We start from the raw sequence: 20,648 nt of genomic DNA, 5'->3' as shown, positions 1-20,648 counted from the left end.
CACCGTCGTGGGGGCCGCGGGACCGGGCGCCGTCGGCGGCGCCCGTGCCGCGGACCGGCGGGGCCCGGGCAGGGTGGACGTGCGGGACACTGCCACGTAACGTCGCCGAAGCCGTAACTAGCGTCGCTAGTGCCGCGGCAGGCAGCGTTCGCCCCGTCGCGGTGCCCGGCACGTCCTCTCGCCGCACCGGCCGAAAGCCCACGTACGCCCAGTACGAGGACTTCCGGCCGGCACTCCCCCAGCCTTCGGCCGGGGGCCCCAGAGCACGCACCGGACGCCGCTCCTTGACGGGCAGACGCCGCCTGCCGCGGCACTAGTTTCACCGTGAGTCCTCGGAGGGTGTGCCATGTCCCCGTCGTCCGCGTCCCCGAAGCTGCCCCCGTTCGACCCCGCCGACCCGCTCGGCATCGACGACCTCCTGGAGCCGGAGGACCTGGCCGTCCGGGACACCGTGCGGGCCTGGGCGGCGGACCGGGTGCTGCCGCACGTCGCCCAGTGGTACGAGCGGGGCGAGCTGCCCGGCATCCGGGAACTCGCCCGGGAACTGGGCGGGATCGGAGCGCTCGGGATGTCGCTGAGCGGGTACGGGTGCGCCGGCGCGAGCGCCGTGCAGTACGGGCTGGCCTGTCTGGAGCTGGAGGCGGCCGACTCCGGCATCCGGTCCCTGGTCTCCGTGCAGGGCTCGCTGGCCATGTACGCCATCCACCGGTTCGGCAGCGAGGAGCAGAAGCGGGAGTGGCTGCCGCGGATGGCCGCCGGCGAGGTCATCGGCTGCTTCGGGCTGACCGAGCCCGACCACGGCTCCGACCCCGCCTCGATGCGCACCTACGCCAAGCGCGACGGCTCCGACTGGGTGCTGAGCGGGCGCAAGATGTGGATCACCAACGGGTCCGTCGCCGGGGTCGCCGTGGTCTGGGCGCAGACCGAGGAGGGGATCCGCGGATTCGTCGTGCCCACCGCCAGCAGCGGGTTCTCCGCGCCCGAGATCAAGCACAAGTGGTCCCTGCGGGCCAGCGTGACCAGCGAACTCGTCCTCGACGAGGTGCGGCTGCCCGCCGACGCGGTGCTGCCGGAGGTCACCGGGCTGCGCGGGCCGCTCAGCTGCCTCACCCACGCCCGCTACGGCATCGTCTGGGGCGCGATGGGCGCGGCGCGCAGCTGCTTCGAGGCCGCCGTCGGCTACGCGACCTCGCGGGAGCAGTTCGGCAGGCCCATCGGCGGCTTCCAGCTCACGCAGGCCAAGCTGGCCGACATGGCGGTCGAACTGCACAAGGGGATTCTGCTCGCCCATCACCTGGGGCGGCGCATGGACGCCGGCCGCCTGCGTCCCGAGCAGGTCAGCTTCGGCAAGCTCAACAACGTCCGCGAGGCCATCGACATCTGCCGTACGGCCCGGACGATTCTCGGCGCGAACGGGATCTCGCTCGAATATCCCGTGATGCGCCACGCGACCAACCTCGAATCGGTGCTCACCTATGAGGGCACCGTCGAGATGCACCAGCTGGTGCTGGGCAAGGCGCTCACCGGAATCGACGCGTTCCGGTAGGCGCCGGCGGGAGGGGCAGGGCTGCGGACGCGCGGCCCTGCCTCAGCTCTGGTTGAAGAAGCCGTCCGTGCGGTGCGCGGCGGGCTCGCCGTTGATGATCTGCGTGTCGGCCGGGCTCAGCAGGAACACGCGGGTGGAGACCCGCTCGATCGAACCGTGCAGGCCGAAGATGAGCCCGGCCGCGAAGTCGACCACGCGCTTGGCGTCGGTGGGCTCCATCGCCGTGAGGTTCATGATGACCGGGATGCCCTCCCGGAACAGCTCCCCGATGGCGCGCGCGTCATGGAAGCTGTCCGGGGTCACCGTGCCGATGCGGCGCCCCCTCTCCTCGGCCGAGTCCGCGGCCACCTTCACCCGGGGGTCCGTGACCCAGGCGTCCTGGGTGTCGGTGCCCTCGGAGTAGTCGTCGTCGTAGTAGCGCTCGTCTTCGTTGTCGTCGACGAGGCCGAGCCACGCACTCGCCTTGCGTACCGATCCCATGGACGCCTCCTCTCCTTGCGGTCTTCCGTGCCTTCCGCATCCCTATGGTCATCCATGATGTGGACGTCGCGCCAAGTGGATAGACGCCGCGCGGGGGGTTTGTGACGGTACTGGTGCACAGCGAATCCGTCGAGAGTCCGTATGTCCCAAGGGTCGTTGCACAAACGGACGCTGACCATGAGTGAAATATGACTGTTCCCGGCGTCCGGGTGAGGGGGAGGGGCGTGCGGGTGAACGAGCCGGCCCGGGCGGTGTTCCTCAGGGCGGGCCGCGCGCGCCGCCCTTGACAGGCACTCAGACGCGGCCGGAGCGGGGCGCGGGGGTGGCCCGGTATGCGAGGGTTGGCCCCATGACGACAGACGCAGCCGACGAGTGGAAGCGGTGGCACGAGCAGCGCGTCGCGACGGTGTCGGCGCCCTACGGGCCGCTGGCGCTGACGGGCACGTACTGGCTGGAGGACTATCCGGACGGTCGACTTCCGGACATCCCGGGGACCTGGCGGGCCGACGGTGACGCGGTGGTGCTGACGGCCGCCGAGGGGGACGGGCTCACCGTGGACGGACGGCCCCTCGCGGGGGAGGTGCGGCTCGCCGCCGACCCCGGGCCGCCGGGCGCTGCCCGGGTGGCGTACGGCTCACGGCGCCTGGTCGTGCTGGCCCGCGAGGGGGTCTGGGGCGTGCGCGACTTCGACCCGGACGCCGAGGCGCGGCGCGGGTTCCGCGGCATCGCGGTCACGCCGTACGACCCGCGCTGGTCGGTGCCCGGGCGCTTCACGCCGTACGGCGCCGGGAGCCGCGTGGTGCGGGTGCCGAACGCGGACGGCCGGGAGCGCGGGCTCGGACTCGGCGGCGAGCTGGTCTTCACCGCTCCGCTCCCGGATTCGCTCGATCGGGGGGACGCACGCGCCGGACGGGAGCTGACGCTTCAGGTGACGGTGGAACAGGACGGTTCGCTGTGGGCCGTGTTCGCCGACTCCACCAGCGGCGCCGGCAGTTACCGGTTCCGGTTTCTGCGCCCCGCCGCGCCGGACGCCGACGGGCGGACGACGGTCGACTTCAACCGCGCGCTGCTGCCGCCGTGCGCCTTCGCCGACCACTTCGTCTGCCCCTTCCCGCCGCCCGGGAACACACTGGACGTCGCGGTGGAGGCGGGGGAGCGGAATCTGCTCTGAGCGCGGCCGTGCGCGCCGTGCACGCGGGGTGCCGTGCGCCGTCCGGGGGTGAACCGGTGGGCGGCGCGTGCCGGGAGGGGCGGCCGAAAGGCACCCTTGCGCCGACCGGCCGTTCGGCCGAATACTCCCTCCAGCGCTTGTCAGGGTCACGACGGGTTCGGAATCCGGACGCCCGGTGTCCCCGGCTGCGCCTCACGGGCCCGAAACCCCACGAGGGCCCCCGACTTCCCCTGTGGAGGAACGAAAAGTGAGGATCAAGCGCACCACCCCCCGCAGCGGCATCACGAGACGGACCCGGCTGATCGCCGTTTCCACCGGCCTCGTGGCCGCGGCCGCGATCGCTGTCCCCAGCGCGAACGCGTCCGACACCCCCGCCACCTTCAGCGCCGCCGAGCTCAAGAGCGTGAGCGGCTCGGTGCTGAAGGCCGACGTCCCGGGTACCGCCTGGGCCGTCGACAGCAAGACCGGCCGGGTGCTCGTCACCGCCGACAGCACGGTCTCCCAGGCCGAGATAGCCAAGATAAAGAAGCAGGCCGGCGCCAACGCCGACGCGCTCACCATCAAGCGCACCCCCGGCAAGTTCAGCAAGCTCATCCAGGGCGGCGACGCCATCTACGCGAGCAGCTGGCGCTGTTCCCTCGGCTTCAACGTCCAGGACAGCAGCGGCACCCAGTACTTCGTGACCGCCGGTCACTGCACCGACGGCGCGGGTACCTGGTACTCCAACTCCGGCCGCACCACGGTCATCGGCACGACCACCGGCTCCAGCTTCCCGGGCAACGACTACGGCATCGTGCGGTACTCCGGGTCCGTCAGCAGGCCCGGCACCGCCAACGGCGTGGACATCACCCGTGCGGCCACGCCGAGCGTGGGCACCACCGTCATCCGCGACGGATCCACCACCGGAACGCACAGCGGCCGGGTGACCGCCCTCAACGCGACCGTGAACTACGGCGGCGGCGACATCGTCTCCGGTCTGATCCAGACCACGGTCTGCGCCGAGCCCGGCGACTCCGGCGGCCCGCTCTACGGCAGCAACGGCGTCGCGTACGGCCTGACCTCCGGCGGAAGCGGCAACTGCTCCTCCGGCGGAACGACCTTCTTCCAGCCCGTCACCGAGGCCCTGAGCGCCTACGGCGTCAGCGTCTACTGAGCCGCCGCGCACACCTGCCCGACGGTACGGCGAGCCCCCGCACGCAACCAGCGTGCGGGGGCTCCCCGTTGTGCGGGTACGGGGCCGGACCGTCTCCCTCCCGGTGCGCGTCTTTGGCGCGGTGGGGGCGAAATCCGGACAGGTGTAGACCTCGCGGAATCGCACCGGTTACTCGCTCGTAGTATTTGCAGCGTGATTTCCTGATGGCGCCGGTGTACGGCCAAGGAAGAGAGGGCGCGGGCTCGTTCTCGCACGCGCGTCCAGAAGTCGACCTTGTGTGCTCCCCGGGAGGTTCGGGAGAGTGGGCGTCCGTCACCCATCCTTCCGGCCCGCGCGGTCCCCACGACCTGCGACGCCGGCCCCCACAGGAGAACGTGAGCTGACACACCGTCGCGTATCCCGGTGCCGTGCGGCCGTGGCAGGCGCGGCCGTCGCCGCGCTGGCCGCCGCGGGAGCCACCTTCCAGAGTGCGAACGCCGGCGAGGCTCCGAAGGCCGCCGGGCCCGAAACCCTGTCGGTCACAGCGGCCGGAAAGCTCGCCTCCACGCTCGCCGAGGAGCTCGGCGCCGGCGCGGTGGGCGCGTACTACGACGCGAAGACGCGGAGCCTCGTCGTCAACGTGCTCCACGAGGACGCCGCCCGGGCCGCCGAGGCGGCCGGCGCCAGGGCGAGAGTCGTCCAGAACTCCCGCACCGAACTGGGGAGCGCGCGTGCCGCCCTGCGGCGGGACGCGGCCGTCCCCGGCACCTCCTGGGTGACCGATCCGACCGCCGACAAGGTCGTCGTGACCGCTGACCGCACGGTGTCGAAGGCGGAGTGGGACCGGCTCGCCGAGGTCGTCGGCGAGCTCGGCTCCGCGGCCGGACTGAAGCGGACGGCGGGGGAGTTCGAGCCCTTCATCGCGGGCGGTGACGCCATCCCCGGCGGTGGCGGGCGCTGCTCGCCCGGTTTCAACGTGGTCGAGGGCGGCGAGCCGTACTTCCTGGCCGCGGGTCACTGCACCGAGCCCGTCTCCACCTGGTCGGACGCGTCCGGCAGCGTGATCGGCCGGACCGAGGCCAGCCGCTTCCCCGGCGACGACTACGGCCTGGTCGCGTACACCGCCGACGTGGCCCGCCCGAGCGAGGTGAACCTGTACGACGGCTCCGCGCAGCCGATCACGGGCGCGGCCGAGGCCACCGCCGGCATGCGGGTGACCCGCGGCGGCTCCACCACGCGGGTGCACTCCGGCACGGTCACCGGCCTGGACGCCGTCGTCAACTACGGCGACGGCGACATCGTCGGCGGCCTCATCCAGACCGACGTCTGCGCCGAGCCGGGCGACAGCGGCGGCCCGCTCTTCTCCGGCAGCGAGGCGATCGGCCTCACCTCCGGCGGCAGCGGCGACTGCGCCTCGGGCGGGGAGACCTTGTTCCGGCCGGTGACCGAGGCGCTGTCGGCGACCGGCACGCGGATCGGCTGACGGCGCACCCCCGAGTGACGTCCCGCTCCGCGCGGTCAGTCGGCCTGGGTGGGCAGCTCCGCCTCCTGCCGCCGGCGCCGCAGCGCCGCGGCCGCCATCGTGACCACGATCCCCGCGAGCGCCCACGCCGACAGCACCAGCAGCGCGCCGGTCAGGGCGTGGCCGTCGAAGTACGCGATCGAGCGGGCCGCCCAGGTCCCCGCGCCCGGCGGCAGCGCCGGGCCGATCGCCTTCCAGAACGGCGGCAGCAGCGGCAGCGGGAAGGCGCCGCCGGCACTCGGGTTGCCCGCGATCACCACGAGCAGGATCGCCAGCCCGATGCCGACGATCCCGAAGACCCCCTGGAGGGCGAGGGTGGCGGCGCCGACGGCGAAGGTGGTCAGCGCGCCCAGGCCCCACAGGGCGGCCACGCTGCCGGGCAGAGCGCCCAGGACCGGCCCGATGATCACCGCGCCGCCGAGGCCGCCGATCACCGACACCAGCGCCATCACGATCAGCCGGATCGCGGCGCGGCGCGGGTTGGCGGGCCGGGCGCCGGTGCTGATCGCGAGGATCGAGGCGCACAGGTAGCCGCCGACGCACCAGCCGACGACGAGGTAGAAGGACGACAGGCCGTCGAAGTCCCGCGCGGAGGCCGGGGCCACGTCGACGGTCCGCACCGCGCGCCGCTCCGCCTGCTCCAGGGTGCCGACGAGCCTCTCCAGGGTGGTGGCCAGGACGGTCCCGCCGCCGGAGGCGACCAGGAGCGTGTCGGTGCGGCCGGCGGGGGCGACGACCAGGGCGCCGTCGATGTCCCGGTCCGCGATCTGCTTCCGCGCGGTCGCCTCGTCGGCCACCGCGCGCGGGTCGAGCGGCGAGCCGGGCAGCCGCTCCAGCCGGGCCACCGTCTGCCCGGCCGCGGCCGGGGGCGCGACGACCGCGAAGGGCACGTCCTTCGGCTTCGGGTCGTGCAGCGCCCCCACGTAGGAGGCGATGAACAGCAGCTGGAGCGCGATCACGCCGAGCACCAGCAGCGTGGCCCGCGGGGTGACGGCGTCCCGGACCTCGCCGAGGAACGAGCCACGGGAGCCGCGGGGGCTGCGGGGGGCGCCGGCGCCGGTGGTCTGCGTCATGCCCCCACGGTCCGGGGAGGCGGGCGTTTGCGCAGGTGGGACGGGGCCGAACGGATGTCGCACACGTATTCGAAAATTGGTCTATGGTGGAGGATGTAGTTGGGAACAGACGTTCGAAGAGGGGCGTCGGATCCATGAGCGCGGGAGGTGCGTGTGCCGGGATTCACGCATCTGCGCACCGTCTCCGGGTTCTCCCTGCGCCACGGTGCCTCCCACCCGGAGCGGCTGGCCGAGCGAGCCGTCGAACGCGGCATGGACGCCCTCGCCCTCACCGACCGCGACACCCTCGCCGGTACCGTCCGCTTCGCCAGAGCCTGCGCCAAGGCGGGCGTCCGCCCGCTGTTCGGCGCGGAGCTGGCGGTGGAGACGGCCGCCCCCGAGCCGGTACGGGGGGACACCTCCGTACGCCGGGACCGGCGCCGCGCCCCCGTGCGCGGAGGCGCCTTCGTCGACGAGTCGGCCCCCCGCGTGACCTTCCTCGCCCGGGACGGCGCCCGCGGCTGGGCCGGCCTGTGCCGGCTCGTCTCCGCCGCCCACGCCTCCTCCGGGCTCCCGGCCTCGCTCGAAGAGGGGGGAGCCCCCTCCGGCCGGCCCCTGCTGAGCCGGGCCGACAGCCACGCCGACGGCCTGACCGTGCTGCTCGGCCCCGACTCCGACGTCGGCCGCGCCCTCGCCGCCGGCCGGCCCGACCGGGCCGCGCGCCTGCTCGCCCCCTGGCGGGAGGCGTACGGCGACGCCCTGCGGCTGGAGGCCGTCTGGCACGGCCGTAGGGGCACCGGCCCCGGCTCCCTGCGCCTGGCCGCCCGTACCGTCGGCTTCGCCGCCGAGCAGGGCATCCGGCCCGTGCTCAGCAACGCCGTCCGCTACGCCGACCCCGGCATGGGCCCGGTCGCCGACATCCTGGACGCCGCCCGCCGCCTGGTCCCCGTCGGCGCCGCCGGGGAACCGGACTCCGGTGAGGCGTGGCTGAAGGACGCGGACGCCATGCTGCGCGCCGCCGAGCGGATCGCCGAGGCCGCGGGCTTCCGGCGCGAGGCCGCCCACCGCCTGCTGGAGCAGACGGAGGCGACCGCCGCCGAGTGCGTCGTCGACCCCGAGGACGACCTGGGCATCGGCACCGTCCACTTCCCCGAGCCGCATCTGGTGGGCGCCGGGCACCGCACCGCCCAGCGGGCGCTCGCCTCCCGGGCGGCGGCGGGCATGGTGCTGCGCGGCTACGACCGGCGGCGGGAGTACTGGGAGCGGATGCACCGCGAGCTGGACATCATCGCCCACCACGGCTTCGCCTCCTACTTCCTGACGGTCGCCCAGGTCGTCGACGACGTCCGGCGGATGGGCATCCGGGTGGCCGCCCGCGGCTCCGGCGCCGGCTCCCTCGTCAACCACCTCCTCGGCATCGCGCACGCCGACCCCGTCGAGCACGGGCTGCTGATGGAGCGCTTCCTGTCGAAGGAGCGCCTCGTGCTGCCCGACATCGACATCGACGTGGAGTCCGCGCGCCGCCTGGAGGTCTACCGGGCGATCATCGGCCGGTTCGGCGCCGAGCGGGTGGCGACGGTCGCCATGCCCGAGACGTACCGCGTGCGCCACGCCATCCGCGACGTCGGCGCGGCCCTGTCCATGGACCCGGCCGAGATCGACCGGGTGGCCAAGTCCTTCCCGCACATCCGCGCCCGCGACGCCCGCGCGGCGCTGGAGGAACTACCCGAGCTGAAGGCGCTGGCGGCGCGGAAGGAGCGGTACGGGAAGCTGTGGGAGCTGGTCGAGGCGCTCGACGCGCTGCCGCGCGGGGTCGCCATGCACCCGTGCGGGGTGCTCCTCTCCGACGCCTCCCTGCTCGCCCGTACGCCGGTGGTGCCGACCAGCGGCGAGGGCCTGCCGATGTCCCAGTTCGACAAGGACGACGTGGAGGAGCTCGGGCTGCTCAAGCTGGACGTGCTGGGCGTGCGGATGCAGTCGGCGATGGCGCACGCGGTCGCCGAGGTGGAGCGGGCGACGGGGGAGCGGATCGACCTGGACGCGGTGCCGGAGGGGGACCCGGCGACGTACGGGCTGATCCGCTCCACCGAGACGCTGGGCTGCTTCCAGATCGAGTCGCCGGGCCAGCGGGACCTGGTCGGGCGGCTCCAGCCGAGCACCTTCCACGATCTCGTCGTCGACATCTCCCTCTTCCGGCCCGGCCCGGTCGCCGCCGACATGGTGCGGCCGTTCATCGAGGCGCGGCACGGGCGGGCGCCCGTCCGCTGTCCGCACCCCGACCTGGAGGAGCCGCTGCGGGAGACGTACGGCGTCGTCGTCTTCCACGAGCAGGTCATCGAGATCGTGCACCGCATGACCGGCTGCGGCCGCGGCGAGGCGGACCGGGTGCGGCGCGGGCTGTCCGACCCGGAGTCGCAGGAGCGGATCAAGGTGTGGTTCGCGCAGCGCGCGGCGGCGAACGGATACGACGCGGAGACGATCCGGCGCACCTGGGAGATCGTCGAGGCGTTCGGCTCGTACGGCTTCTGCAAGGCGCACGCGGTCGCCTTCGCCGTGCCCACATACCAGTCGGCGTGGCTGAAGGCGCACCACCCGGCCGCCTTCTACGCCGGGCTGCTCACGCACGACCCCGGCATGTACCCCAAGCGGCTGCTGCTGGCGGACGCGCGGCGGCGCGGGGTGCCGATCCTGCCACTGGACGTGAACAAGTCGGGAGCCGCACACAGGATCGAACTGGTGTCTGAATCGAGTGGGGCGCGGAGCTGGGGACTGCGGCTGGCCCTCTCCGACGTGCACGGCATCAGCGAGGCCGAGGCGGCGCGGATCGCGGACGGGCAGCCGTACGCCTCTCTGCTCGACTTCTGGGAACGGGCCCGGCCCAGCCGCCCGCTCGCCCAGCGCCTGGCCCAGGTCGGCGCGCTGGACGCCTTCGGCGCCAACCGCCGCGACCTGCAACTGCACCTGACCGAACTGCACCGGGGCTCCCGCGGCGCGGGCGGCGGCCAGCTGCCGCTGTCCGGCGGGCGGAGGACGGCCCCGGCCGGGCTGCCCGACCTCACCTCGGCGGAGAGGCTGAGCGCCGAGCTGGGCGTGCTGTCCATGGACGCCTCGCGCCATCTGATGGACGATCACCGGACCTTCCTCGACGAGCTGGGCGTGGTCCCGGCGCGGCGGCTGCGCACGGCGCGGCACGGGGAGGCGGTCCTGGTCGCGGGCGCCAAGGCGGCCACCCAGACGCCGCCGATCCGGTCCGGCAGGCGCGTCGTCTTCACCACGCTGGACGACGGCACGGGCCTGGTCGACCTGGCCTTCTTCGACGACTCCCACGAGGCGTGCGCCCACACCGTCTTCCACTCCTGGCTGCTGCTGGTGCGCGGGGTGGTGCAGCGCCGCGGCCCGCGCAGCCTCAGCGTGGTGGGTTCCGCCGTCTGGAACCTCGCCGAGCTGCTGGAGGTGCGCCGGGAGGAGGGCCTGGAGGGCGTCGCGGCCCGGCTCGCCGAGCCGCTCGGCGCCGGGTCCGCCCCGGACGGAGACGGCGAGGGCCCGGCGCGTCGGCGGCTGGCCGGGTCCGACGGACGGCCCGCCCCGGCCGGCTCCGCGGCCCGGGACCCGATGGAGGGCGCCCGGAGTGAGAAGGACGGAAAGGATGGAACGGGCGAAAGGGGTGGGGAGGGCCTGAAGGACCCGAAGGAGACGGGGGAGCGCAGGATTCGCATGTCCACGGGGTACGAGATGCACCCCTGGGCCGACCTGCGCCCCGCGGGCGAAGGACCCGCGGTGGGAAGGAAGTTGTGGCACCAGAGTCCGGGGAGTGCGGGATGACCATCCTCTGCGTACGTTTCCAGCTGCCGCCGATGTACGAGGCGGCCCTGCCCCGGTTGCTGGGGTTGCTGGAGGAGTTCACCCCGGTCGTCCAGGCCCTGCCGCCGGACGGGGCGCTGGCCGACCTGCGGGGCGCCGAGCGGTACTTCGGGCGCAGCGCGGTGGAGCTGGCGTCGGTGATCCGCGTCCGCGCCCTGGCGCTGCACGGCGTCGACTGCGTGATCGGCGCGGCCCCGGGGCCGATGCTGGCCCGGATGGCGCTGCGGGACGCCCGGCCCGGGGTGACCCGCGCGGTGCCCGGGGACCCGGAGGGCATCGCGCAGTTCCTCGCCGGCAAGCCCGTCGCCGCGCTGCCCGGCGTGGGCGCCGCGACCGCCCGCACCCTGTGCGAGTACGGCCTCGACACCCTCGGCCGGGTGGCCGCCGCGCCCCTGTCCACGCTCCAGCGCCTGGTCGGCGCGAAGACCGGCCGTGAGCTGCGGGAGAAGGCGCGGGGTGTCGACCGCGGCCGGGTGGTGCCGAACGGCGTCTCCCGTTCCCTGGCCGCCGAACGCCCCTTCGGGCGGGACGAGCTGGACCCGGACCGGCACCGCCGCGCCCTGCTCTCGGCCGCCGAGGAACTGGGGTCCCGGCTGCGCGCCCTGGACAAGGTCTGCCGCACCCTGACCCTCACCGTGCGCTACGCCGACCGGTCCGCCACGACCCGCAGCCGCACCCTGGCGGAGCCGACCGCGCACTCGGCGGCGCTCACCCGGGCCGTGTACGGCATGTACGAGGCGCTCGGCCTGCAACGTGCCCGGGTCCGCGCCCTCGCCCTGCGCGCCGAGGGCCTCGGCCCCGCCGAGCAGGCCGCGCACCAGCTCACCTTCGACCCGGTGGACGAGAAGGTCCGCCGCATCGAGGAGGTCGCCGACCGCGCGCGGGCCAAGTTCGGGCCGCGCGCGGTGATGCCGGGGAGGCTGGCCGCGTGACCGGCCGGTGCCTTGCGGCCGGAAGTGATCGGGCTCCCCCCGGGTGGCTACTGTTCGCGGCATGATCGACCACGTTGCCCACCAGGGAGTCAGGCCGGCCGTCACCGGCGACGTACCGGCGGTGAAGGCCGTCACCGACGCCGCGTACCACCCCTACATCGAGCGCATCGGCGTGGTGCCCCAGCCGATGGAGGCCGACCACGCGGCGGACGTGACCGCGGGGAAGGTGTTCGTCACCGAGGAGCCCGGCGGCGGGCGGGTCATCGGCCTCGTCGTGGTGGAGGCCCGCACCGGTCACCTGTTCCTGGACAGCATCGCCGTCCACCCCGACGCGCACGGGACGGGCGTGGGGCGGCGGCTGCTGGCGTTCGTCGACGCGCACGCGCGGGCGCTCGGCCTGCCCGAGGTGCGGCTCTACACGAACGCGATGATGTGGGAGAACCAGAAGATCTATCCGAAGTACGGCTACGAGGTCGTCGAACGCCGTGTGGACGGTCCCTACGACCGCGTCCACTACCGCAAGCGGCTGAGCTGACCGCGCGGCCCGGCAGTGCCCTCGGGCCCGGTCAGCCCGCCGGCCACCAGGTGCGGGCGATGTCCTTGCGGATCTCCGGACGCCCGGCGGGGCGCTCGTCGGCCTCCTCACGGACCCGGCGGCCGTCGGTCTTCTTCAGGGGCTTCTGCACGGTCACACGGCGCATGGCGGCCTCCTTCGAGGGTCCCCGGGTTCCGCGTTCTCACGGAGGTGGACCCGTTCCCCAACAGTTCCTCATCGCCGCACCCGTGTCAGTGGCGGCTGTCACGGCCGGGCTGTCAGGGGCGGGTGTCACCTGGGCGCGTGGTGAAACACGATGACGGCTCAGTGGCATCGGACGCCGGTGAGGACGGTGACGGCCCCGTGACGCAGGGTGCCGCTGGGTGCGGTGACGACTCGGCCGCGTCCCGCGCCGACCGGGACGCGGCGGCAGCGGCCTGTCGCTCCTCGCCGCCGGGCAGGGACACGCCGTCACCGGCGTCGATCTGTCCCCGGCGACGCTGGAGCGGGCCCGGACCGGGCACCGGGTCAGCCGAGCCGGCGGGCATGGCGCACCTCCGTGGCGCACACCTCGTATCCGAGCCACTCGTTGACGGCGAGCATCGGGCCGTTGCCGGTGTCGTTGCCCGTGAACGCCTCCGTGATACCGGCCGCCCGGGCCCGGTGCAGGGCGGCGTTCTTGACGAGCTTGGCCAGGCCGCGGCCGCGGAAGGCGCGAGCGGTGCCGGTCATGGCGGTCGTCATGACGGAGGGCGGGGCGGAGGGCGGGGCGGTCCCGGCGACCGGGTGCGCCCGGGAGCGGGAGAGGGTGCCGCCGCCGGTGTAAGCCGCGGTGAAGGCGACCGGACGGCCCCCGGCGACCGCCACCGTCGTCAGATCCAGGTTCAGCAAGGGGTGTTTCCAGGTCTCCTCGACCCAGGCTTCGTAGTCCGTGAACTCGGTGTCGACGTCGCTCGGTTCGTCCGACGTCGTCTCCGCGTCCAGCTCGAACAACGGGCGCGGGTCGTCCGCGAAGTCGGCGGCGGTGCGCAGCTCGACGCCCGGGGGAGGAGGCGACAGCGGCGGGAGGCCGGCGGCCGCGAGGTCCAGGCGGAGGAAGTGGGCCGAGCGCCGGCGGCCGTAGCCGTGCGCCTCGGCGAAGGCCCGGTTCGCCGGCTCGTCCAGCACCCAGGCGTACAGGGTCGTTGCCCCCTGACCGGCCAGGTACTCCTCGGCGGTGCGGACCAGCAGGCCGCCGGCGCCGCGCCGGACGCGGTCCGGGCGCACGTAGACGTTGAGGAACCCCTGGCCGGGCTCGGGGCTGCCGTGGGCGAGACCCGTCTGAGCGGTGCCGATCACCTCTCCGTCCTCCTCCGCGACCAGGGACCGGAAGCGAGCGGCGGGGTGCGTGTGGGCGAGCGCGTGCACCACGGACTCGGGCGTGACCAGTATGAACGGCAGGGCGAGACGCCGGACCCGGGCGAAGCCCTCCAGATCGGAAGGGACGCCGGGGCGCAGATCACGCACGATCACTGTCATGGGCGCGCACGCTACGCGGGAACCTCTCCGGGCGCCTCCGGTTTTCCCGGGTGCGGGACAATCGTCCCGTGACCTTGAGGATCCACATCGAGGACGGCGTACCGCCCTACGAGCAGGTGCGCGCGCAGATCTCCGAGCAGGCCCGGTCCGGCGCGCTCCCGGTGGGGTACCGGCTGCCGACCGTGCGGGGGCTGGCCGAGTCGCTGGGGCTCGCCGCCAACACGGTCGCCAAGGCGTACCGCGCGCTGGAGGCGGACGGGGTGATCGAGACGCGGGGCCGCAACGGCACGTTCGTGGCCGCCGCGGGCTCGGCCGCCGAGCGGCAGCTGGCGTCCGCCGCGCAGACCTACGCCGAGCGGGCCCGGCGGCTCGGGCTGGCGGAGGCCGACGCGCTGGCGGCCGTACGGGACGCCCTGCGGGCGGCGTACGGGGCGCGGGAGTAGAGCCGGGGCCGGGCGGCGGCTCAGGCGGGCGCCAGATGCCCCGGTGTGCGGGTGACCGTCAGCCCCGCCGACCCCGCCAGCCCGGCGAACGTCACCGCGTTGCGCACCGCCGCCGCGTTCGGGTCGTTGTTGAAGTACGCGTACACATCGGCCGGCTCGGGCCAGGCGGCGGCGATGCGGGCCGCCCAGGCCGCCAGGGCCCGCCGGCCGTAGTGCGGCCAGGGCAGGGCACGGCCCTGGTGGAAGCGGACGTACCCCCAGCCGGCGGTGCGCCACAGCGGGGTCACGGGGCGGGACAGCACGTCGGCCCAGCACAGCGCGGCGCCCCGGGCCCGCAGCACCTCGTGCACCTCGGGCGTCCACCAGGACGGGTGACGGGGCTCCACCGCGACCCGGACGCCGGGCGGGAAGCAGGCGAGACAGGCGTCCAGCAGCCCCGCGTCGGCGTGCAGCGTGGGCGGCAGCTGGAGCAGTACCGGGCCCAGACGGTCGCCCAGGCCGGCGGCGTGGGCCAGCAGCCGGTGCACCGGCTCCTCCGGCTCCCGCAGCCGCTTGACGTGCGTGAGGAAGCGGCTCGCCTTGACCGCGACGACGAAGTCCGGCGGCGTGCGCTCCCGCCAGGTGGCGAAGGTCTCCGGGGACGGCAGCCGGTAGAAGGCGTTGTTGCTCTCCACGGTGGCGAAGCCCGCCGCGTACTCCTCCAGCCACCGCCGCAGGGGACAGCCGTCCGGGTACAGCACGCCCCGCCAGTCCTTGTACTGCCACCCCGATGTTCCGACATACAGGGTCATACGACCATCAAAGCACCGGAAGCGAGCGGGGCGCCCGTCGCCGCGGGCCGCGACGGATGCGAGCGGCGCGCCCGTGGTTACAGGTACAGCCCCGCGTCCGCCCCGCCGCGCGGTTCCGGCAGCTGCGCCGGGGAGGTCCCCCGGCGCAGCGCGTACAGCTCCGCCAGGGTCGCGCCGTCGCGGCCGACCCCCTCCTCGCGGCCCAGCCAGGCCACCGCCTCCGGCCGGGTCAGCGGCCCGACCTCGATGCGGGCCAGGCAGCGGCCGGGCCGCACGACGGCCGGGTGGAGGCGCTCCAGGTCCTCGTTGGTGGTGACGCCGACCAGGACGTTGCGGCCCTGGCCGAGCAGACCGTCCGTCAGGTTCAGCAGGCGGGACAGGGCCTGGCCGGCGGTGTGCTTGGCCTCGCCGCGGATCAGCTCGTCGCAGTCCTCCAGGAGCAGCAGCCGCCAGCGGCCCTTGCCTCCCGCGTCCTCCTCACCGATCGCGATGTCCATCAGATAACCGACGTCGGAGAAGAGCCGCTCCGGGTCCAGCACGCAGTCGACCTGGCACCACTCCCGCCAGGACCGGGCCAGCGTCCTGAGGGCCGAGGTCTTGCCGGTACCCGGCGGGCCGTGCAGGAGCAGCAGCCGGCCCGCGATGTCCTCGGGGGTCGTCTTCATCAGGCGGTCCATCGCGTCCGCGACCGGCGCGGTGTAGTTGGCGCGCACCTCCTCCCAGGTGCCCGCCGTGATCTGCCGGGTGGTGCGGTGCGGGCCGCGGCGCGGGGAGACGTACCAGAACCCCATCGTGACGTTCTCCGGCTGCGGTTCGGGCTCGTCCGCCGCGCCGTCCGTCGCCTGGTCGAGGACCTTCTTCGCCAGCTCCGCGCTGGTCGCCGTCACGGTGACGTCGGCGCCCCGGTTCCAGCGGGAGACCAGCACCGTCCAGCCGTCGCCCTCGGCGAGGGTCGCGCTGCGGTCGTCGTCGCGCGCGGCGCGCAGCACCCGCGCGCCGGGCGGCAGCAGGGTCGCCCCGGACCGTACGCGGTCGATGTTCACCGCGTGCGAGTACGGCTGCTCGCCCGTCGCGAAGCGGCCGAGGAACAGCGCGTCGACGACATCGGGAGGCGAGTCGCTGTCGTCGACGTGGAGCCGGATCGGCAGCGCGTCGTGAGGGTTCGCAGACATACCGCCATGATCGGGCACCCGGCCGCCGCGTGCACCCGGTTTCCGGGGCGCGCGCGGCGCCCGCGCCCCGGAAACCGGCTCAGGCACGGGCGCGTACGACCCGTCCGCGGAGCCGCCGCGACCTGCGCACCACGGCGTATCCCTTCGTCAGGGCCCGGTCCCGGGCGAAGGTACGGGCGATCGCGCGGCCCTCGATCAGCCGCTCGAACTCGGCGGGCCGCGTCCCGCGCCGCACCGTGACGCGGCGCAGCGCGTACGGCCCCTGGCACCGCCGCGCCAGCCCGTTGCCGACGGCGAGCGCCTGCGTGTACCCGGTCTCGCGCACCGCCCGCCGCACCCGGCGGTCGGAGTAGCCGTACGGGTAGGCGAACGACTCCGGCGCGCCGCCCAGTTGGCCGGCGACGATCTCCTTGCACAGGATCAGCTCGGAGCGCAGCCGTTCGTCGTCGAGCTGGTCGAGCTGCGGATGACCGTGGCTGTGCCCGCCGATCTCGACGCCCGCGCCGGCCAGTTCCCGGACCTGGTCCCAGTCGAGCATGGTGTCCAGGGCCTCTCCGGTGTCGTGCGGGCCGCGCAGCCACCCGGTGGTGACGAACAGCGTGGCGCAAAAGCCGTGTCCGGCCAGGGCGGGCAGGGCGTGGCGGTGCACGCCCTCGTAGCCGTCGTCGAAGGTGATCAGCACCGGCCGGGCGGGCAGCGGGCGGCCGGAGCGCCAGGCGGCGGCCAGTTCGGCCGTGGTCACCGGCGTGCGGCCCCGCTCGGCGACGATCGCCATCTGCTCGGCGAACGCCTCCGGTGTCACCGACAGCTCGCGGGTGGCGTCGTTCGGATCGGCCGCGACCGCGTGGTACATGAGGATCGGTACGGGCTCCTCACACATCGGCGCCCCCTTCGCCGCGCGTTTCCGCCGCGCCGTGTGTCACCGCCGTGCCGTGTGTCCCCGCGGTGCCGTGCGGCTCCGGCGTGCCGCGCGCCCCTGCCGTGCCCCCCGCCGCCGTGGCCGGGGGCACCGAGAGCGTGGCGCCCCCGCGCCGCGCCCGTACGCTGCCCACCACGTAGCCGCCCGCCGCCGTGAGCACCCCGGCGACGATCGCCCCCGCCCGGCCCGCCCCGCCCGGCCGGGCCAGCAGGGCGTCGCGCAGCCCGCGGGCCACCCCGGCCGGCAGGACGCGGGCGGCGTACCGGCGTTCCGACTCCAGCCCCTTGTCCGCGCCGGCGCTGCGCGCCACCAGCGCCTTGGACAGGCCCTCGGCGTAGGCGCGGGCGCGGAAGTAGGCGAAGTGCTCACGGGCCTCGGGGACCCGGTGGTGGATCACCGCCCGGTCGTCGATGAGCAGGACCGCGTCGGGCCGGGCGCGGGTGAGCCGGATGCACAGCTCCGTTTCCTCGCAGCCCAGCGGCCGTTCGCCGCCGTCGCGCCCGATGCCGGTCGCGAAGCCGCCCGCCGCGTCGAAGGCGCTGCGGCGGAAGGAGGCGTTGCCGCCGAGGACGTTGCGCACCCGGACCCGGCCGCGCGGCAGCCCCTTGTAGGTACAGCCCACCACCCAGTCGAACTCCTCCGGGAACCAGGCGGGCCGGCGGCCCGACGCCCAGACCGGCACCGTGCGCCCGCCGACGGCCATGACCCGCGGGTCGGCGTACCCCTCGGCGAAGTGCCTCAGCCAGTCCCGTTCGGCCACGGCGTCGTCGTCGAGGAAGGCGACGACCTCCCCGCGGGAGGCCGCGATGCCGGTGTTGCGGCCGGCCGACAGGCCGCGGGGGCCCGCGTTGGCGAGCACCCGCACGCCGCCGGCCTCCTCGTACTCCTTGGCCAGCCGCTCCCGCAGCGCCTCGTTGTGGTCGACGACCAGCAGGGTCTCCAGGGCCGGGCGGGACTGCGCCCGCACCGAGGAGACCGCCGCGAGCACGTCCGCCCAGCGGTCCTCGGTGTAGGCGCAGATCACGACGGAGATGCCGGGAGCGCTCAAGACGCCTTCCCCTGGACCGCGCCGAGCAGCGGTGAGTGCGTACGGCCGCGCAGGGCGCGGCGGTTGGAGCGTTCCCGGAGGATCACTCTGAGCACGCGCAGCCCGTCCCGCACGGCCCGCAGGTTGCTGGTGCCGTGGATGCGGAGGTACTCGTGGCTGGGGATCTCCTGCACCTTCAGTCCGGCCTTGACGACCCGGATGTTCATCAGGGTCTCCACCTCGAAGCCCGTGCAGTCGAGGCCGATCTTGTCCAGGCAGTGCCGCCAGAACGCGTTGTAGCCGTAGCACAGGTCGGTGTAGCGGGCGCCGAACTTCCGGTTGACCACCGCGCACAGGGCGGCGTTGCCGAGCCTGCGGACGAAGGTCATGTCGTCGGTGCCGCCGCCGTTGGCGAAGCGGGATCCCTTGGCGAAGTCGGCGCCCGAGACGAGGGCGGACACATACGACACGATCTCCTGGCCGTCGGCGGAGCCGTCCGCGTCGACCATCACGATGATGTCGCCGGTGCACGCCTGGAACCCGGTGATCAGCGCGTCCCCCTTGCCCTTGCCGCGCTGCTCGACGACCTTGACGTCCGGCCACAGCTCCCGGGCGACCTCGACGGTGCGGTCGGTGGAGTTGCCGTCCACGAGGACGACTTCGTGTATCCAGTCCGGCAGCGTCTTGAAGACGTACGGCAGGTTCTCCGCCTCGTTCATGGCGGGGATCACCACGCTCACCGGCGGCGCGATGGCCAGGTGCGAGGAGACGGGCCGGTACCGCCCCGCGGTGGACGGGCCGGTGGTGGACGGGCCGGCGGACGACGGATCCTGGTCCGCGGTCACCGGCCGCAACACTGAGCTCATGAGTCTGGTCCCTCTCGTCCGGTGGGCCGCCCGCCCCCGGGCGGCCCGGCTCTGTGTCCGGTTCGAAAGGGGGGTTCTGTTCTCACCCACGGCACGACACGATGGATCTCCGCACATGCCGGGTGAGCTGGCAAAGCCTGCCGGCGCCGGAAAACGGCAGCCGACCGCGCGGCACGGCTCGGTCACCTGGTGCGGTCACCGAGCTCGGCCCCCCTTACCGCGCCCCGCCCGGTCCGTCGCGGTCCGTGAGCCCCTCCCCTGGAGCCGTGTGCCGAGGGACCGGTGCGGGTGAGTTGTCCGAAGGTATTGACGCTTGAACCCGTATGGCAAGACCTGGAACGAGGTCTCACGTTTTTGGTGATGTGCCGGTAATCGGCCACCTGTTCGCGGGGCACGGCCGGTGCGCGAACACCGGAACCGCCCCTGTCCTCGCCGCCATGACGCCGCGTCTGATACCTATGCCGCGCATGGCCGACTTTGCCCCCCGAAGCGTCGGATGCCGGGCTTCAATGTGGCGCAGCCCCGTACGCACCGTCAAGACGGGGCCTGCACTGCGTCACTTTTTCATTCCTTTTTGAATGATCGTAGACATTCTCGGCATGAACGCTTCCCGACAACACGTCGCGTTGGTACGACGGTTGACGCAGAGATCCTGCTAAAGGGAGGTTCCATGAGACGTTCCCGAATTGCCGGCTTCCTGGCCTCACTCCTCCTCGCCACCGGCACCGCCCTCGCCGGCGCCGCGACGGCGCAGGCGTCCGAGACCGCCGTATCCGGCGACTACGTGGCCCTCGGCGACTCCTACTCCTCCGGAGTCGGCGCCGGCGGCTACATCGCCTCCAGCGGCGACTGCAAGCGCAGCACCAAGGCGTTCCCCCAGCTGTGGGCCGCCGCCAACGCACCCTCGGCGTTCCACTTCACCGCTTGCGCGGGCGCCCGAACGGGTGATGTCCTCGCCGGTCAGCTCGGCCCGCTCGGCTCCGCCACGGGCCTGGTGTCCCTGTCGGTCGGCGGCAACGACGCCGGATTCGGCGACGTCATGACGACCTGTGTGCTCCAGTCCGACAGCTCCTGTCTGTCGCGCATCAACACCGCGAGGGCGTACGTCGACTCCACGCTCCCCGGGCAGCTCGACAAGGTGTACACGGCCATCCGCGACCGGGCCCCCAACGCCCGCGTCGTCGTCCTCGGCTACCCCCGCTTCTACCAGCTCGGCACCTCCTGCCTCGGCCTGTCGGAGACCAAGCGGAAGGCGATCAACGACGCCTCCGACCACCTGAACACGGCGATCGCCAAACGCGTCGCCAACCACGGCTTCACGTTCGGCGACGTACGTCCGTCGTTCGCCGGCCATGAGATCTGCTCCGGCAGTTCCTGGTTGCACAGCGTCAACTGGCTGAACATCGGAGAGTCCTACCACCCGACGGCGGCCGGCCAGTCCGGCGGCTACCTGCCGGCGTTCGACCGCGCCGCCTGAGCCGCCGCCCCGGCACGGCACGGGCGGTCCACGGCGCTCCGTCGCCGCGCTGCGGCCGCAACGGAGGGAGAAGAAGGAGAAGCGGAAGGAGGGGAGGCCCCCGGCCGGGGGCCGGGCAGCAACGGCGCGGAGACCGCGGTCGGCGCCACAGGGGTGTCGCCGAGCGACCGCTGGCCCTGTACCTGGGCCGGCAGCGGGCCGGCC

Annotated in this window: 18 protein-coding genes and 1 pseudogene; 10 read left to right on the top strand and 9 right to left on the bottom strand. The window is 73.9% G+C overall.

All coding sequences use genetic code 11. The features are described from left to right. The first annotated feature begins 346 nt into the window (after nt 1–346). Nucleotides 347–1,546: an acyl-CoA dehydrogenase family protein gene (locus tag AB0L74_RS33415; RefSeq protein WP_365660928.1), complete on the top strand. Its 1,200-nt coding sequence runs from the start codon at nt 347–349 to the stop codon at nt 1,544–1,546. Nucleotides 1,547–1,588: 42 nt separating this feature from the next. Here the strand turns inward: AB0L74_RS33415 and AB0L74_RS33410 are convergent, their stop codons facing one another. Next, nucleotides 1,589–2,026 (bottom strand): cell division protein SepF, encoded by a 438-nt coding sequence (locus tag AB0L74_RS33410; protein ID WP_365660925.1) that lies wholly within the window; start codon nt 2,024–2,026, stop codon nt 1,589–1,591. Between the two features lie 349 nt (nt 2,027–2,375). On the opposite strand from AB0L74_RS33410, the gene AB0L74_RS33405 reads away from it, so the two are divergent. The 3 genes from AB0L74_RS33405 (at nt 2,376) to AB0L74_RS33395 (ending at nt 5,812) form a co-directional block, all read left to right on the top strand. Further along, nucleotides 2,376–3,197, top strand: a complete 822-nt coding sequence (locus AB0L74_RS33405) for a DUF1684 domain-containing protein (protein WP_365660922.1) — start codon at nt 2,376–2,378, stop codon at nt 3,195–3,197. A gap of 247 nt (nt 3,198–3,444) precedes the next feature. Beyond that, nucleotides 3,445–4,350 (top strand): S1 family peptidase, encoded by a 906-nt coding sequence (locus AB0L74_RS33400; RefSeq protein WP_365660919.1) that lies wholly within the window; start codon nt 3,445–3,447, stop codon nt 4,348–4,350. A gap of 415 nt (nt 4,351–4,765) precedes the next feature. Further along, nucleotides 4,766–5,812: a S1 family peptidase gene (locus AB0L74_RS33395; RefSeq protein ID WP_365660916.1), complete on the top strand. Its 1,047-nt coding sequence runs from the start codon at nt 4,766–4,768 to the stop codon at nt 5,810–5,812. A 35-nt stretch (nt 5,813–5,847) separates the two neighbouring features. On the opposite strand, the gene AB0L74_RS33390 is transcribed toward AB0L74_RS33395, so the two are convergent. Next, the gene (locus AB0L74_RS33390; RefSeq protein WP_365660913.1) at nt 5,848–6,924 is read right to left on the bottom strand and encodes a DUF3533 domain-containing protein; all 1,077 of its coding nucleotides are present in this window, start codon (nt 6,922–6,924) and stop codon (nt 5,848–5,850) included. 153 nt (nt 6,925–7,077) lie between these two features. On the opposite strand from AB0L74_RS33390, the gene AB0L74_RS33385 reads away from it, so the two are divergent. The 3 genes from AB0L74_RS33385 to AB0L74_RS33375 all read left to right on the top strand — a co-directional run bounded on the left by AB0L74_RS33385 (nt 7,078) and on the right by AB0L74_RS33375 (nt 12,231). After that, nucleotides 7,078–10,725 carry a DNA polymerase III subunit alpha gene (locus tag AB0L74_RS33385; RefSeq protein WP_365660910.1) on the top strand — a complete coding sequence of 1,216 codons (3,648 nt, stop codon included), beginning with the start codon at nt 7,078–7,080 and terminating at the stop codon, nt 10,723–10,725. Continuing rightward, nucleotides 10,722–11,696 (top strand): hypothetical protein, encoded by a 975-nt coding sequence (locus AB0L74_RS33380; RefSeq protein ID WP_365660907.1) that lies wholly within the window; start codon nt 10,722–10,724, stop codon nt 11,694–11,696. Before AB0L74_RS33385 ends, AB0L74_RS33380 begins: the two co-directional genes overlap by 4 nt. Nucleotides 11,697–11,757: 61 nt before the next feature. Next, a complete protein-coding gene (locus AB0L74_RS33375; RefSeq protein ID WP_365660904.1) occupies nt 11,758–12,231 on the top strand; it encodes a GNAT family N-acetyltransferase in 474 nt (157 codons plus the stop codon). A 31-nt stretch (nt 12,232–12,262) separates the two neighbouring features. Here the strand turns inward: AB0L74_RS33375 and AB0L74_RS33370 are convergent, their stop codons facing one another. Next, a complete protein-coding gene (locus AB0L74_RS33370) occupies nt 12,263–12,397 on the bottom strand; it encodes a hypothetical protein (protein ID WP_365660901.1) in 135 nt (44 codons plus the stop codon). A 271-nt stretch (nt 12,398–12,668) separates the two neighbouring features. On the opposite strand from AB0L74_RS33370, the pseudogene AB0L74_RS33365 reads away from it, so the two are divergent. Continuing rightward, a pseudogene (locus AB0L74_RS33365) lies at nt 12,669–12,746 on the top strand (class I SAM-dependent methyltransferase); the annotation flags it as partial. A 13-nt stretch (nt 12,747–12,759) separates the two neighbouring features. Here AB0L74_RS33365 and AB0L74_RS33360 read toward each other — a convergent pair. After that, nucleotides 12,760–13,749: a GNAT family N-acetyltransferase gene (locus AB0L74_RS33360; RefSeq protein ID WP_365660898.1), complete on the bottom strand. Its 990-nt coding sequence runs from the start codon at nt 13,747–13,749 to the stop codon at nt 12,760–12,762. Between the two features lie 68 nt (nt 13,750–13,817). Here AB0L74_RS33360 and AB0L74_RS33355 point away from each other — a divergent pair, with 68 nt between their 5' ends. After that, the gene (locus AB0L74_RS33355) at nt 13,818–14,192 is read left to right on the top strand and encodes a GntR family transcriptional regulator (protein WP_365660895.1); all 375 of its coding nucleotides are present in this window, start codon (nt 13,818–13,820) and stop codon (nt 14,190–14,192) included. Between the two features lie 20 nt (nt 14,193–14,212). Here the strand turns inward: AB0L74_RS33355 and AB0L74_RS33350 are convergent, their stop codons facing one another. The 5 genes from AB0L74_RS33350 to AB0L74_RS33330 form a co-directional block, all read right to left on the bottom strand. Beyond that, entirely contained in the window at nt 14,213–14,983 is a 771-nt protein-coding gene (locus AB0L74_RS33350; protein WP_365660892.1) for a DUF72 domain-containing protein, read from the bottom strand. 77 nt (nt 14,984–15,060) lie between these two features. After that, nucleotides 15,061–16,155: a DUF5925 domain-containing protein gene (locus AB0L74_RS33345; protein WP_365660889.1), complete on the bottom strand. Its 1,095-nt coding sequence runs from the start codon at nt 16,153–16,155 to the stop codon at nt 15,061–15,063. 79 nt (nt 16,156–16,234) lie between these two features. Then, entirely contained in the window at nt 16,235–17,035 is an 801-nt protein-coding gene (locus AB0L74_RS33340; protein WP_365660886.1) for a polysaccharide deacetylase family protein, read from the bottom strand. Continuing rightward, nucleotides 17,028–18,122 carry a glycosyltransferase family 2 protein gene (locus tag AB0L74_RS33335; protein ID WP_365660883.1) on the bottom strand — a complete coding sequence of 365 codons (1,095 nt, stop codon included), beginning with the start codon at nt 18,120–18,122 and terminating at the stop codon, nt 17,028–17,030. The genes AB0L74_RS33340 and AB0L74_RS33335 overlap by 8 nt, the downstream gene beginning before the upstream one ends. Further along, the gene (locus AB0L74_RS33330) at nt 18,119–18,967 is read right to left on the bottom strand and encodes a glycosyltransferase family 2 protein (protein WP_365660877.1); all 849 of its coding nucleotides are present in this window, start codon (nt 18,965–18,967) and stop codon (nt 18,119–18,121) included. Before AB0L74_RS33330 ends, AB0L74_RS33335 begins: the two co-directional genes overlap by 4 nt. Before the next feature lie 670 nt (nt 18,968–19,637). Here AB0L74_RS33330 and AB0L74_RS33325 point away from each other — a divergent pair. Further along, nucleotides 19,638–20,444 (top strand): SGNH/GDSL hydrolase family protein, encoded by an 807-nt coding sequence (locus AB0L74_RS33325; RefSeq protein WP_365660874.1) that lies wholly within the window; start codon nt 19,638–19,640, stop codon nt 20,442–20,444. The last annotated feature ends 204 nt before the right edge of the window (nt 20,445–20,648 follow it).

It is taken from the genome of Streptomyces sp. NPDC052020 (genome assembly GCF_040680575.1).
Taxonomy (GTDB): Bacteria; Actinomycetota; Actinomycetes; order Streptomycetales; family Streptomycetaceae; genus Streptomyces.
The sequence above is the reverse complement of the archived record's forward strand: the minus strand, read 5'-3'. Positions and strand labels throughout refer to the sequence as shown.

Excerpts from the sequence above, each read along its gene's own strand:
- AB0L74_RS33390 (WP_365660913.1), bottom strand. The coding sequence starts at position 6,924 with ATGACGCAGACCACCGGCGCCGGCGCCCCCCGCAGCCCCCGCGGCTCC.
- AB0L74_RS33410 (WP_365660925.1), bottom strand. The coding sequence starts at position 2,026 with ATGGGATCGGTACGCAAGGCGAGTGCGTGGCTCGGCCTCGTCGACGAC.
- AB0L74_RS33350 (WP_365660892.1), bottom strand. The coding sequence starts at position 14,983 with ATGACCCTGTATGTCGGAACATCGGGGTGGCAGTACAAGGACTGGCGG.
- AB0L74_RS33375 (WP_365660904.1), top strand. The coding sequence starts at position 11,758 with ATGATCGACCACGTTGCCCACCAGGGAGTCAGGCCGGCCGTCACCGGC.
- AB0L74_RS33360 (WP_365660898.1), bottom strand. The coding sequence starts at position 13,749 with ATGACAGTGATCGTGCGTGATCTGCGCCCCGGCGTCCCTTCCGATCTG.
- AB0L74_RS33380 (WP_365660907.1), top strand. The coding sequence starts at position 10,722 with ATGACCATCCTCTGCGTACGTTTCCAGCTGCCGCCGATGTACGAGGCG.
- AB0L74_RS33415 (WP_365660928.1), top strand. The coding sequence starts at position 347 with ATGTCCCCGTCGTCCGCGTCCCCGAAGCTGCCCCCGTTCGACCCCGCC.
- AB0L74_RS33330 (WP_365660877.1), bottom strand. The coding sequence starts at position 18,967 with ATGAGCTCAGTGTTGCGGCCGGTGACCGCGGACCAGGATCCGTCGTCC.
- AB0L74_RS33370 (WP_365660901.1), bottom strand. The coding sequence starts at position 12,397 with ATGCGCCGTGTGACCGTGCAGAAGCCCCTGAAGAAGACCGACGGCCGC.
- AB0L74_RS33405 (WP_365660922.1), top strand. The coding sequence starts at position 2,376 with ATGACGACAGACGCAGCCGACGAGTGGAAGCGGTGGCACGAGCAGCGC.
- AB0L74_RS33345 (WP_365660889.1), bottom strand. The coding sequence starts at position 16,155 with ATGTCTGCGAACCCTCACGACGCGCTGCCGATCCGGCTCCACGTCGAC.
- AB0L74_RS33340 (WP_365660886.1), bottom strand. The coding sequence starts at position 17,035 with ATGTGTGAGGAGCCCGTACCGATCCTCATGTACCACGCGGTCGCGGCC.
- AB0L74_RS33325 (WP_365660874.1), top strand. The coding sequence starts at position 19,638 with ATGAGACGTTCCCGAATTGCCGGCTTCCTGGCCTCACTCCTCCTCGCC.